Below are 13,333 nucleotides of genomic sequence, written 5' to 3' on the forward strand. Positions count from 1 at the left end.
CCCTACTCATGTCTAATCGCCCCCACCGGATCCAAGCGGCTTGCCTTCCATGCGGGGAGCAACGTCGCTGCCACGCAAAGCGCAATGCCGATGACAAAAATCAAAATCACATCAAGAATGTGCACCGAAATCGGGAAGTACGGAATCACGTAGACATCGCCGGGGAGCTTGATAAAGTGGTAAGCCTCTTGCAGCTTGCAAAGCACCAGGCCAATCGTGCCACCGACAATCGTACCGCCCACGCCAATAAAACTTCCCATGAGCATAAAGACGCGCATGATTCCCGCCTTGCTAAAGCCCATGCTGCGGAGGATTCCAATTTCCTTGGTCTTGTCGATGACGACCATGATAAGGCTACTGATGATATTGAACGCCGCAACCAAGATGATGAGGCAAATCACCGCCGCCACAATGAACTTTTCGTAATTCATCCACTTGAGGAGCGTGATGTTTTTCGTTTTCCAGTCCATGGCGTAATACGGATAACCTAACCATGACGCAAGGCTGTCCACCGCCTCGCCGGCAAGCCAATGATTGTTCAGGCGGAACTGAATGCCCGTCACCACGTCACCCAGGCCAAGCAGTTTCTGCAATTCCGGGATGCCCACGTAAGCGAGGTTTCCGTCGTATTCATAAGTACCCGTCTCGAAGATTCCGCTCACCACGCACATCATCATTTTCGGGCCACCACTTGTAACCATAGCATCAGGACTCTGGAAGGTCTGCAGCACAAGCTTGTCGCCAACTACCACACGAAGCCTGTTGGCAAGGCCTGAACCGAGAATAATTCCCGGACGGAGCGTTCCGCTCAAGTCCTCGAGGCTATCGACCGAGTAGTTGCCCCACTTGATGTACTTATGGATGTCGGTCACGCCTTTGGCGGTTTCAGCATCGATACCGTAAATGACAATGCCGTCATTCACCTTCTTGGAGCTCACGCCCACCTTGTAAATGATGAACGGAGACGACGCCACCACGCGAGAATCGCGGTCGCGGACTTCTTTCATGAGGCTATCGTAGGGCGCAATGAAATCGCCGTTGTAAGCCATCACTTCGAAGTGTGCGTCTTTACCAATCATCTGGGCCGTGACTTCTTCTTCGAAGCCGTTTACTGCAGCAAGGGCAACCACCAGCGCAAACACGCCGATAGAAACGCCTAACATACTGAAAATGCCAATAAGCGAGACAAAGAGACTCTTACGTTGAGCCCCTAAGTAACGCCAGGCGATGAGCCACTCAAGTTTATTCATAGGAAGTAGGAAGTAGGAAGTAGGAAGTAGGAAGGCCCTACGTCTTATCCCTTGTACCCAATTTTCTCCTTAAAGCGGTTAACATTTTCCCAATATCATCAAGAGACTTTTTTATCGATTCTGTCTCAGAAGTCTTCAATAGGTTCACACGTTCACTCAAAACAATTTGCGTTTCTAATTCCGATTTAGAACCAAGTGCAATCCCTAAAAAATGCGAAAACTCATTTCTTGATTTACGACCTTCACCTTCTGCAATATTACTCGCAATAGATACAGCCGCACGTCGCATTTGAGATGTCAAGCCAAACATTTCATCTTTAGGAAATGCACTTGTAAGACGATAAGTCTCAACAGCAACATTCATCGCTTGTTGCCAGACAACCAAGTCTCTATATCCTTGAGTCACTGTCTACTTCCTACCGTCTACTGTCTACCGTGAAGCTACGCTTCGGGTTTCATCAGCGGGAAGAGTTGCACGTCGCGGATGGTCTGCTGGTTGGTAAGCAACATAACCATGCGGTCGATGCCGAATCCCACGCCACCGGTAGGAGGTAGGCCAGATTCAATAGCGTGCATGAAGTTTTCATCCATCGGGTGCGTTTCGCCTTCGCCACCGCGGCCGCGGCGCACCTGGTCTTCCAGGAGCTCACGCTGACGGATGGGGTCGTTCAGTTCGGTATAAGCGTTGCCCAGCTCCCATCCGTTAGCGTAGGGCTCGAACTGTTCGATAAGCCCTTCGATGGTGCGGTGCTTCTTGCAGAGCGGAGTGCTTTCGGTGGGCATGTCCTTGATGAAGGTCGGCTGGATGAGCTTGTCTTCCACGGTGAGCTCGAACAGTTCGAGGATACCGCGGCCGCGACTGAATTCGCCGTCCAGGTGTCCGCCCAGCTCTTCCATCTTGGCCTTGATTTCGTCGTCGCTCATTTCGTTGACCTTAAGGCCGCCGAACTTTTCGATAGCTTCGATCATACTGTAGCGGGGCCACGGTGCCTTGAAGTCGATAACCTTCCCCTGGTAGTCAATCTTGGTGGTGCCGTTGGCGGCAATGCAGGCGCGTTCGTAGATATTTTCGAAGTGCACCATCATGTCGTTGTAGTCGGCATAGGCTTCGTAGAATTCGAGACCGGTGAATTCCGGGCTATGGGTGCGGTCCATGCCTTCGTTACGGAAGTTCTTGGAGAATTCGAAAACCTTTTCCATGCCGCCCACAATGCAACGCTTCAGGTAAAGTTCCGGTGCCACGCGCAAGTAGAGCGTCATGTCGCAAGCGTTGTGGTGCGTGGTGAACGGACGGGCGTTTGCACCGCCGTAAATCGGCTGGAGCGTCGGAGTTTCGACTTCGATGAATCCCTTTTCGATGAGGTATTCGCGGATAGCCTGCAGAATTTTGAAACGCTTGATGAACACGTCCTTCACATCATCGTTCAAGGCCATGTCAATGTAACGCTGACGGTAGCGGGTATCCACGTCGGCAAACTCGTTGAATACGACCTTGTTGCCGTTCTCGTCCACCTTTTCCTTAGCGACCGGAAGCGGGCGCACAGCCTTCGAAAGCATGGTCACCTTCTTCACGTGCACGGAGTATTCGCCCGTCTGCGTTTCGAACATGAAACCGTTTACGCCGATAAAGTCACCCAGGTCGGTCATCTTGACGATTTCGTAGTTTTCTTCGCCCACCTCGTCGCGGGCCACCACCACCTGGAGGCGGCCATAACGGTCCTTCAGGTGCATAAAGCACATCTTTCCCTTGCGGTTGAAGCGAACCACGCGGCCAGCAAAAGCAACTTCTTCACCAGACGCCATCAGGGCAGCCTTGTTTTCTTTCAAAACCTTGGAATCATGCGTACGGTTGAACTTGTGCGGATAAGCATCCACACCCATTTCCTTGAACTTCGCAAGCTTCGCGAGGCGAGCCTGCACCTGGTCATTCATGTCTTGCATTGCCATAATTTGGTCCTTGTTAATTTTTACGAGGACAAATGTAGAAAAATGTAGGAAGTAGGAAGTAGGAAGTAGGAAGGACTCAGCGCCAATTACTGTCTACTGCCTACTGTCTACCGTCTACTGCATTACAATTCTGCGTGTCTCCGCATTTTGCGGATATTCAGCGGAAGCACATGATTGTGCCAGTGGATCCATTCGTCGTAATAGATGTACTGGCGTTCGCGACGTCTAAAGTTGCGGCCATGCACAATGCGGCGGCCGTTCTTGATTTCGACCGGGATTGCGATATGCAAGCATTCATGGTACACCACACCGGCCACGGCATATTCCGGGCAGTTGGCGGCATCGTAGCCCTTGCTGATGCTAATCAGGTGGAATTCTTCGCCGGTCACAGGATCCTGACGGACCGAATGGAAGCTGAGCCCGCCCACACGATTGCTCCACGTGATACGGCAAGTTAGTTTGTCTTCAAAATAAGTGCTGTTGATGGCGGCAAGCACATCGTTCAGGTTATGGTACTTGCCTTGCGGCTTTATAGGCGGAAGCCTTCCCTTGCTCGACAAGGATTCATCGCCGCGGTCAGCTAAAATTTGCTCAACAAGAGTCCAAAAACGGCTCACCAAGTCCTTGATAATCGCCTTGTTCTTTGCCGTCTTGCGTTTTACAGCGTGTTCTGCCCACTCGGCAGCCAATTCTCGCGCTGGCGCAAACTCGGGGTCCTTCATGTAGGCAGGCAAAATCACTTCGGGGTGGCCAAACAGCACTCCCCCCTTGCAACGGATGCTCTTCTTGAGTTGCGTATTGTACTTGAAATGCACCAATCCGTTCTGCGAAACCGATGCCGGAACTTTCGGCTTCGCCGGTTCCTTGGGAGCATCGGTATTGTTCCCGAACAGATCAAGTTGCAATCCGAACAAATTCATTTTTCGCCAATCAGACCTTCAAAGCGGTTCACAGCCAAGAGTCCGCCAAAGTAGCTTTCGGGCAAATCCAGCAACGAATAATGTTCCGAGATTCCGTACACGGCATCTTCGATGCTATCCGGCAAGTAAACAATGTAGCTATCGTTTTCGGGCGTCTGCAAATGCTCCGGAGTGCAAAACTTCGGGTCTGTTTCGCTAAAATACATCCGACAAGACACCGGACGCAGCGGGTACACCGTACAATCGCCTTTCTTGTCCGAAAACGGGCACGGATTCCAGGCGCTAAAATAATCGTGCAAGGCCTTGTCTTCGGCGTAATCGTCCAAATCCATTTGGGCAGGCACCGCCCCCTCGGCGCGGCGCGTCTCAAAAAATTTGCTGAACAGCGATGACCTTACCTGGCATGCCTCCATAATATCGAGCAAGTCATTCCGCCCCCGGAGGTCGCAATACAATGTCACCAGTTCAAAAGGTTCTACCGACATGGGGTAATGATGGCAGCAATTTCCGCAAGCGGGCCTACACTGGATCGGGCGCGGCTGCTGCGGCAAAACCGCATCCAAATACTCCGAAAAAAGCCGGTGATATTCGCGGGTGAACTCCATAACCTTAGGGAGTTCCTGCAGCAAGTTATCGGGTCCTATCGCAGATTCGCGGCCCATAGACGCCGCAATGGCATCTAAGCGATCCCTTTCCTCCCTCAAAAGGGTTGCAAGTCGCATTTCGGCCAAGCGAAAAGCCTTTGTCGGAAAATACTCTCGATAAGATTCCATACTACAAAGATAGATATTTTACCAAATTATGAAAAACAAGCCCTAAAAACCCGCGTTTATCGAAAGAATTTCAAAAAACCTCACAAAAAACAGATAATAGATGTCTTTTTGTAAGAATAATGTTATCTTTTGGGAAAATGGGAAAAGTGTAATGAAAAACGTACGTAAATCCAAATTTTTATGGGCTTCGGCATTTATAATTTCTTTGGGGATTGCCGGATGCAACATCTTTAACCCGACTGAAAGCATCAACATCAAGGACAACGACGCGGAAGCCCTCACCTACGAAGGCTACAAGAAGATCCGCAACAACGAATACTCCGAAGCCGAGTATTATTTCAACAAGGCCATTGCCGCCGACTCCAACTATTCCCAGGCCTGGTTCGGACTCATGAAGGCGACACTGAACCGCATGTTGAACGGCACCCAGGAAACCAACGTATTTTCGCTTCTTGCCTACGTAAACGCCAGCCGCGATTCCAAGGTTCCTTTCTCGGGAATGTCTGACGAAACTGCAGCACAACTCCAGACCACCATTGATTCCGTAAACGTCATTGCAGACCAGTTTATCAAGCGCGACAAGGCCGGACAAACCGACAGCATCGTTACCTATAAGTCCTTTTCCGAAGGCTACATGGTTCTCCAGATGATGAAAACCATGCTCGTGCTGCGCAAAACGACGGCCGGCATGAACGGCTGCTCCCTGCAAAAGAACCAGGACAATTCCTGCGACATGGCTTCCGTCTTGAACAATCTTAAGAACGACCCGGCCGAAACCGTGGAATCATTCAACGCAGTCTTCAAGACATGCGAAGAAAGTCCCGAAAGCATGACCAAGATGTTCGACAGCTACCTGCAAGGCTTTGACAACTTGAAAGAAGACGCCCAGCACACAGCCGTGAGCAGCATGTGCGGCGCATTGGCCAAGGAAACCGAAGATGCCAAGAATAACGAGGACCAGCAAGCCAAGACTTTGAACATCATCATCGGCCAGTTCGGCTATAGCGACATTATGGATGACGATGGAGACGGTTGCGTCGATGAAGAAATCTACGACGGCGAAGACAACGACGGCGATGGAGAAATTGACGAAGACGTGAGCGACAAGACAAACGAAATCGTATACGACAACGATATAATTCTTAAAAACGTTACCGCCGGAAAGACCGCCATCAGAGATCTCCGTGTTGTCAAGAAAGCCGGTCCGAACGAAAAATATACGACCGTCGATATCGACATGAACGGCATAATCATCGCCAACGGCAAAAACGAGGCTGAAAAAGACCGTGAGCTCGAAAATGAATGGAAATTTGTCCACCCCAAATACCAAGATCGCGTAGCCTCTGACGACCATCGCTTTGTTTTTGCAGCCGGCCTAGGTTTCAACCCGCAAAAACTGCCCTTCGAAGAGTTTATTGCATACAAGAGAGCCGTAGCAAAGGACACCCATTATCCCCCCTCCTACAATCTTGAATTCCGAAAGAAGTACATTGGCGGATGCTGGGCAAACTATAACGAGCAGCGCTTTATGAAGTGGTTTGAAGGGAGGAACTAAGCGATGAAAAAAAATCTGTTTTTCTTGTTTTTAGCACTTGTAGTCGCCTCTTTCGCAGCCAAGGCCCCGACGCACCATTCCCTGCGTGCCGAAGCCATGGGTAACGCTCACGTAGCCCTCGTCGACGACAAGGAAGCAATCTACTTCAACTACGCAGGCTTGAGCCAGATTAACCGTTTGGGCAACTTCGAAAAGCGCCCAGAACAAGGTTACTACCCCCGCAACTTTTTGGGCGACATGCGCTTGAACTTGGGAGGTGCAGGTCCGTTCGAAACCTACTTTTCGACCTACAGCGTGGCAAAGGACTTGCAGAAAATTTACAAGAACGCAAGAAACTACGCCAACGATAATGGTCTGAGCCAGTCCAACGTACTCTTGGACACTCTCGCCGCTCACCCCGAACTGGTCCACAAGCTGAACAATTACGATCACAAGTACCTGACCATGAAAATCAAGATGGATGCCGAAATGGCGTTCCATGGATTCGGCGGTGCAATCTGGGTTGACGGTAACGTCGCGCCTTACCTGGACGGAGGCCTTATTCTTCCGTTCCTCGCTATCGATACCTTCTACGTCGACGGCGTGGCCCAGGCGGGTGTTTCTTACGGATTCACAAACAACCTCTCTGTCGGTTTGGGCGTCAAGATGGCCAAGCGTCAGAAAGTCGAAATGATTACTGTAGACGTGCTGAACTACGACGCTCTGCAAGATACCCTTGAAGACCGCTACCACGATGTCACCGACAACATTTTTGACTTCAAATCCGTTTCTGCCGGTATCGATTTGGGCGTACTCTACCAGCTCACCCGTGAATTCAGAGTCGGCGCATCTCTTCGTGACGTCTACTTTAAAGAACTGGCTGGCGACAAAATCACGCCGAACTTTACCGCAGGTTTCAACTACAGTCCCCGATTCTTCAACAAGAACACCGGTTACGCCCGTAAGTTCAATATCGCTTGCGACTATGCCGACGCATTCAGCAGCGAAAGGAACTACAAGGTATTCTCACACCTGAACATGGGTCTTGAAGTCGAGCAGAACTTGCTTGCATGGCCGGGCTACAACAACGAAATCCGAGCCCTCGCCCTACGCCTTTCGGGTGGTTTCAAGGGCGGCTACCCCTCTGCCGGTTTCGCCATAGAAGCGCTCCGATTCATTACGGTCGAATTCGCTACTTGGGCTGAAGAACTCGGTTATTACACCGGCCAGGACGAAGAACGTATCTACATGGGCCAGCTGAGTATCGGATTTTAATAAATTCGGAGTTCAGAATTCGGAGTTCAGAATTTCTTTCAGGCGGCTTCGCCGCGATTATTTAAAATCTTAATTATGAATTTTGAAATTCATAATTCAAAAAAATAGAGCGCAAGCTCTATTTTTTTTCTTGGGGGACGAGATGTTCCACGATACGGAACAAGTCGTTATAAATTTCGAGGAAGTCTTCGATCCAGATCGGGTCGCGTTCGCCCACCACATGGAAGGTTTCTTCAAGCGTATGCAAGGCATTGTACGGTCCAACCAAGCTTCCGGCTGGCTGCACCGAGCCGTGATACAAGTCGGTAGCCACCAAGCGGGCACGGAAACTACGCCTTAAGCGGGCAATGAGCGCCGTACGAAGCGACAAGAGTTCTTCATGAGCCTGTAAAAGTTTACCTTCGCGAATCCAGCCTTCAACCAGAGTCAAGCGGCGAATCGTCGATTCACGTTCCGTAGAAGGTACAAGCTGGCGTTTTTCAAGCAGGGTCTGCTTCAATTTGGCAGACATGCCCAAAAGCATTTCAGCATTCCAGAAAACCATGGGATTTTCGGAGAATCGTTCAGACGAATCGACACGCGGCGTATGCGTCTTGATCCAACGATCCAATTTATCGGCCACCATGTTCGCTTCAGGGAGCCTATCGACCGCCAGATATTCTCCGGCACGGTTCAGCAGGTTTTCGGCATAGACCATACGCCAATGGGGCAGCTTCCCACTCTTGCGGATAGCATCGATTCCCATACGCAATGTTTCCAAGCGTTCCTGCATAAAGGCCTTATTACTCCTTCGACATTTTCTGGAGCGGAGTCACACCGATTTCTACGCGGCGGTTCAGGCGGCGGTGTTCTTCGCTGTCGTTGGGGTACTTGGGCATGTGTTCGCCAAAGCCCGCGGCAAAGAGCCTGTCGGGCGGAAACCCCTGCGCAATCAAAGTCTTGACCACGTTCACGGCGCGTTCGGTAGAAAGGTTCCAGTTGGTATAAGTCTTGGACTTCACCGGAGTATCGTCAGTAAAGCCACTCACCATAATCACATCCGTAGAATCAAGAGCTTCCAGAAGGCCCTTGCTAATGCCGCGAATCACGCCCTCGCCCTCTTTGGTAAGGTCTGCACCGTTAATCGGAAATAAGAACGAAGCCTGAATCTGAATCTTGCCGTCTTCGAGAGCAATGAGCCCCGCCTCGATAGAAGTCTGCAGGCTCTTGGACAAAAGCGCGTTGCGTTCAGCCGCAATTTTTCGCATCTGTTCCTGGCAGCTGAGCACTTCTTCTTCGGTACGCGTCAGGTCTTCGGCCTTCTGTTCCTTAAGGGTTGCCATGGCCACAAACGCGAGGATGAACAACGAAACCAGGGCAACACCCAAGTCCGTGTACGCCATCCAAGGATTGCTGTTTTCGTCTTTCTTGAAGCGCATGCTTAGCCCTCGACCTTAGGCTGCTGAACGGCAGAACGTTGAGTCTGTTCCAAAACTTCGAGCAAGATTTCCTGCGTCTTGACGGCGTTTTCCATAAGCACTTCGCTGGCGCGTTCGTGGAAGGCCTCCAGAGACTGGTTGAGGTGTTCCACAAAGCTTTCTTCTTCGTCGCGTTCGGCGGTATCGCCAGAGAGCTTTTCGAGAATCGTTTCGAGGCCGGCACGCAGCATTTCGAGGTTCGCGCTGAGTTCGGACTGGTTCACGCGCATGAGTTCCGCGGTTTCCACGATGTTGCCGCCCAGGGCGTCGGTTGCTTCCTTTTCCTTGACCACGCGGTTGTCAATGCTTTCGGTGAGAGCCTTCTGGGCTTCAAGCAGCACGGCAGAAGTTTCGGAAAGTTTCTGGAATGCGCCGAGAATATCCGAAGAAAGAGCAGAAAGTTTTTCGGCAACAGAATTGCTGAGTTCGGCAGAACCGGCCTGAGCCTTTTCGGCCACCTGCAAAGCCACATTCTTGAGGGTTTCGAGGCCTTCTTTCTGGCTGTCCACGTTTTTGAGCGTTTCGGCAGAAAGGCGTTCCATGAAGGATTTCCACTGTTCGTCGGACCGCTTGACCTGATCGGCCACGGCAGCAGCAATATTTTTCGTCGAATCGTTCATGGCCGATTCCGTTGCCGAAGCAACGCCATCGAGGCCCGCCTTCACATCGGAAGCGACCTTGGCAAGAGCCGTTTCCACGTTTCCGGATACGCCTTCGAGAGAACTCTTGAGCGTCGTAGAAATACCGTTCAACTTTTCGTCAAGCTTGCCCGGTATCGATTCCACAGAAGCAGAAAGCGTCTTGATGTTCTGTTCCATCGGAGTGAATGCGCCCGACAGAGAATCCTTGACCGAGGGGCCCAGGTTTTCGACAGCCTTGTTCATGTTCTGAGAGACATTGGCCAAGGATTCGTTCAACTTCGAAGTCATCGCAGAAAGTTCATCGCCTACCATGGAGACAACGCCCGAGAGTCCTTCCTTGACAGAAGACGCGACAACAGAGAGATTCTTTTCGACAGAATCAAACAGGCGTTCGAGTTCCGTCTGGGCTTGAGCTTCTTCGCTGCCATCGCCGGCAGCACCCTGCAAGTCAAGCGTCAGGGCATCGAGGCGCGCGACAAACGTGTCGCGGGCAGAAACCATCATGTTGCGGCTAGCATTCAAAATCAAGGCAGCAAACAAGCCACAAAGGCTAGTACCGAAAATGCCTTTCATGTTCTGGAACAACAGCTGAATGGTATCGAGCGTGCCCTGCGTCGTGGAATTGTCAATTGCACCGCCGGCAGTTGCCACTGAATACATAAGACCAAAGAACGTACCCATCAAGCCAAGCAGAATCACTGTACCGCCGGCGCTCTTCGGGACCGCAATTTCAACACTGTTCGAAAGCACTTCATATGCCATCGAGGAATCGAGGCGAATATTTTTGGCAAGCAGATTACGGGCAAGAGCGACACGCTTTGCAACCACACCGTCACCGCTCACATAGCCACCACGCTTTTCGCAGGTTTCCAGAATATCAGTTTCAACGGCAATCTGCTTCACCGTCTTGAGGGCAACAAGTTGTTCTCCGATAAACACGGCAAAAATGGCAGCCATAATAACCCAGCCAAAAAGTGGTGCGCCAAAATAGAAGGCAGCAATCACCAGGGCAAGGAGTCCCACAATGGTAAGCGCTAAAATGATTTGGAATGCATTTTTCATTTCATACCTGCATCTTTTAGGACCTCGAAGGGCCCGTTGTTTCAAACAAATTCAATTGACCGCGCGAGAATCCGCGCAAGAACAAAGCCCACTTGCTCTGGTACCATTCAATAATCTGAAGGGTAAGCCCGCGGGCATAATCACAAAAGTCATCGGTAAAGGCGAGAAACCCGTTTTCGTAAGCGTAATGCGGATTCCAGAAACGGCCCACGTTACGCGCACAAGAAGCAGCCGAGCTGTAGTAATGCGGCGGATTCTTGGTGTTGAAGGCAGCGGCAAAACGTTTCTTGGCAAGCGTGTTCAACGAACTACGCAGCGAAACGACCATGGCGTTTTCTTTATCGCGGAGCGACGCTTCCAAACTGGGGAGCAGTTTGGAAACCGCATCCACGGCGCTTTCGGAATGCCAATACTTGCACAACTTTTCCTGCAACTGCATCACGCGCCCGTGCATGCGGACGAACAACGGTTCGGCGTCGCTCACCAACAAGTGAATCGTCGCCGAATAGAAAGCGTTGATATCCTGCTTGTTGTTCTTGACGGTCAACGCCCAGCCCTTTTCTTCGTCGTGATGCAGGAAGTCGCCCCCTTCCAAGAGCATTCGCATCACCTCGTCTGTTGAAAAGCGCTGCATCCACTTGGTGCGGAATTCATCGTAAAGCTGGTTAGCGTCAGCCACAATCTGCGGGAAACTGGAATCGGCCAGTTTCCACGCCGTTTCACTGAAAGAAATCAGTTCCGTCGTCCCCACGTTTACCGCAGGATCGTTCAGCATCGCATCCAAGTGTTCATGCAATACAATCGACCAGGTCACCATCATCGACTGAGAAAGTGTCGCCACCATCGTCGAGCGGTTTGGGCATACCGATAGACGGACGCTATTGCCCGTCATCTTGCGTATGGACCTGCGAAAAGCTTCTTGCACTTAAATCAACCTCTTAGAAAGCGGTTTCTATACGATGCCAAATATTCCTGTTCACACGCTTTCCCTGTGCGGCAAGTTCTTCTGCTTCATTGCGCACGTCAGCTTCAAGGTTATCCTTGATCAAGCTCTTGTCTCCATCAAACTTTCCACCGGGTTCAAGATAAAGGCCGTAAACGTTGTCGTTGATCTTGGTATCGGCAGAGACAACCTGCCCCGCACGAATCGAAAGTGCGAAACGGTTGCGCACGAATTCGCAACGAGCCAAGAAAACTTCGGGCACATCGTCAATCCAGAGGCCGTAGTAGTTGTTCACGAACTTCACGTTTTCAAAAATACCCTTGGAACGGAATACCGTATTGCGGAAGGCATTTTCAATAATCAAGTTCTTGATTTCAAACGGACGGTTGGCCGACACAAAATGAACACCGTTCCAACTCTTGACGGAATCGGCGCTCTTGAAGACCACGGGAGCAGCATCGGTACCGATAATCTTTACCGATCCACGGAACATGAGCTTTGCGTATTCACCCATCAAGACCGTAACACCCGGTTCAATTTCCAGGGTATCTTTTGCAGAGAAAACAGCCCCCTGTTCCAACAAGTAAGGGCTATCCGCCACCACTAGTTTTACCTTGCCATTTTCAATTGGCGGAAAGGGCATCTCCCCTGCCACCGCGACACAGGCAAACAAAAGCGACGTTAAGGCTAACCCCGACCATTTTTTAATGCCTAAAATCAAAATTCACTCCTCAGCTTGATTTTCTGAATCACATGCATATCGGGAATCACGTTGTCAGCGACAATGTCGTTAACGCTCAGGTCGCCAGACAATTCCATTTTCACACTCGAAATTGCACCATGCGTCATATCGAACAGGATTGTACCTGTACCCACGATAAAGCCCTTGCTTTCCATGCGCAAGTCAGAGGTCGAATCAGCAAGTTCCTTGTACTTGATGTTCATGCCAATCTTGGCCATCTGGACACCATCATGAACGTAATGGTCTTCGAGCGTAAAGGACTTGTAGACCATCGTCTTTTTAGACGTACCCGGTATTTCAACCTGGCGGTCCCAAGTTTCGCCAAGCTTGACCGGCTTGCCTGGCAAAAGCGGCTGCACCTTGAGGAAAATACGGATAAGGTCCAAGGCCTCTGTCCCGAGCATCACGGAATCTTCAATGACTGCATCGCGGATATCGCCATCTTTAGCCATTTTGAACTGGAAATGTTCGGTAGACATGTAGCGTTCCATGCTGCTGAATTCTTCGACCGTACGTTTGTCGGACTTGTAGTCCACAGAGTCGATTTTGAGCTGGAACTTGGCAGAACCATCATCGTACGCGGTCAAAAGCGAATTGGTCGCACGGACATTGAGGTGCGTATTCATCGCTTCGGGCGTTCCGGACACAGAATCTGTCGTCGGAAGGATCGCGTTCAAGGAAGATTCGAGGAAATAGGTCTGCTGTGGAGCATTATGAGTGTTGAACGAGAGAGTAAATTCGTTCCCGTCGCAAGCACAAAGGACAAAAAGAGCGCTAGCGCTCGTAAAA

13 protein-coding genes are annotated in these 13,333 nt (G+C 50.8%); 2 read left to right on the top strand and 11 right to left on the bottom strand.

Translation table 11 applies throughout. The annotated features are described in order from the left end of the window. Nucleotides 1-2: 2 nt before the first annotated feature. The 5 genes from BUC02_RS09860 to BUC02_RS09880 form a co-directional block, all read right to left on the bottom strand. A complete protein-coding gene (locus BUC02_RS09860) occupies nucleotides 3-1,250 on the bottom strand; it encodes an ABC transporter permease (RefSeq protein ID WP_073322069.1) in 1,248 nt (415 codons plus the stop codon). Nucleotides 1,251-1,287: 37 nt separating this feature from the next. Beyond that, nucleotides 1,288-1,656: a four helix bundle protein gene (locus BUC02_RS09865; protein ID WP_233247868.1), complete on the bottom strand. Its 369-nt coding sequence runs from the start codon at nucleotides 1,654-1,656 to the stop codon at nucleotides 1,288-1,290. 35 nt (nucleotides 1,657-1,691) lie between these two features. Continuing rightward, nucleotides 1,692-3,197, bottom strand: coding sequence for a lysine--tRNA ligase (gene lysS / locus BUC02_RS09870; RefSeq protein ID WP_073322072.1), 1,506 nt, complete (start codon nucleotides 3,195-3,197; stop codon nucleotides 1,692-1,694). Nucleotides 3,198-3,319: 122 nt separating this feature from the next. Continuing rightward, complete coding sequence (locus BUC02_RS09875; protein WP_073322075.1) at nucleotides 3,320-4,117, bottom strand: SprT-like domain-containing protein; 798 nt, start codon at nucleotides 4,115-4,117, stop codon at nucleotides 3,320-3,322. Beyond that, nucleotides 4,114-4,890 (bottom strand): YkgJ family cysteine cluster protein, encoded by a 777-nt coding sequence (locus BUC02_RS09880; protein WP_073322078.1) that lies wholly within the window; start codon nucleotides 4,888-4,890, stop codon nucleotides 4,114-4,116. The genes BUC02_RS09875 and BUC02_RS09880 overlap by 4 nt, the downstream gene beginning before the upstream one ends. A gap of 151 nt (nucleotides 4,891-5,041) precedes the next feature. Here BUC02_RS09880 and BUC02_RS09885 point away from each other — a divergent pair, with 151 nt between their 5' ends. Together BUC02_RS09885 and BUC02_RS09890 are read left to right on the top strand one after the other, a co-directional pair. After that, nucleotides 5,042-6,445, top strand: coding sequence for a hypothetical protein (locus BUC02_RS09885; protein WP_139261100.1), 1,404 nt, complete (start codon nucleotides 5,042-5,044; stop codon nucleotides 6,443-6,445). Nucleotides 6,446-6,448: 3 nt separating this feature from the next. Further along, complete coding sequence (locus BUC02_RS09890; protein ID WP_073322087.1) at nucleotides 6,449-7,699, top strand: hypothetical protein; 1,251 nt, start codon at nucleotides 6,449-6,451, stop codon at nucleotides 7,697-7,699. A 118-nt stretch (nucleotides 7,700-7,817) separates the two neighbouring features. Here BUC02_RS09890 and BUC02_RS09895 read toward each other — a convergent pair whose 3' ends face one another. The 6 genes from BUC02_RS09895 to BUC02_RS09920 all read right to left on the bottom strand — a co-directional run bounded on the left by BUC02_RS09895 (nucleotide 7,818) and on the right by BUC02_RS09920 (nucleotide 13,221). Further along, nucleotides 7,818-8,471, bottom strand: a complete 654-nt coding sequence (locus BUC02_RS09895) for a hypothetical protein (protein ID WP_073322090.1) — start codon at nucleotides 8,469-8,471, stop codon at nucleotides 7,818-7,820. Nucleotides 8,472-8,481: 10 nt separating this feature from the next. Then, a complete protein-coding gene (locus BUC02_RS09900; protein ID WP_073322093.1) occupies nucleotides 8,482-9,117 on the bottom strand; it encodes an OmpA/MotB family protein in 636 nt (211 codons plus the stop codon). Nucleotides 9,118-9,119: 2 nt separating this feature from the next. Beyond that, a complete protein-coding gene (locus tag BUC02_RS09905; protein ID WP_073322096.1) occupies nucleotides 9,120-10,859 on the bottom strand; it encodes a fimbrial protein in 1,740 nt (579 codons plus the stop codon). 16 nt (nucleotides 10,860-10,875) lie between these two features. Then, nucleotides 10,876-11,784 carry a hypothetical protein gene (locus BUC02_RS09910; protein WP_073322099.1) on the bottom strand — a complete coding sequence of 303 codons (909 nt, stop codon included), beginning with the start codon at nucleotides 11,782-11,784 and terminating at the stop codon, nucleotides 10,876-10,878. Between the two features lie 13 nt (nucleotides 11,785-11,797). After that, a complete protein-coding gene (locus BUC02_RS09915; RefSeq protein ID WP_073322231.1) occupies nucleotides 11,798-12,445 on the bottom strand; it encodes a right-handed parallel beta-helix repeat-containing protein in 648 nt (215 codons plus the stop codon). A gap of 74 nt (nucleotides 12,446-12,519) precedes the next feature. Next, nucleotides 12,520-13,221, bottom strand: a complete 702-nt coding sequence (locus BUC02_RS09920; RefSeq protein WP_249268870.1) for a hypothetical protein — start codon at nucleotides 13,219-13,221, stop codon at nucleotides 12,520-12,522. Between the last annotated feature and the right edge of the window lie 112 nt (nucleotides 13,222-13,333).

It is taken from the genome of Fibrobacter sp. UWOV1 (genome assembly GCF_900142495.1).
GTDB lineage: Bacteria > Fibrobacterota > Fibrobacteria > Fibrobacterales > Fibrobacteraceae > Fibrobacter.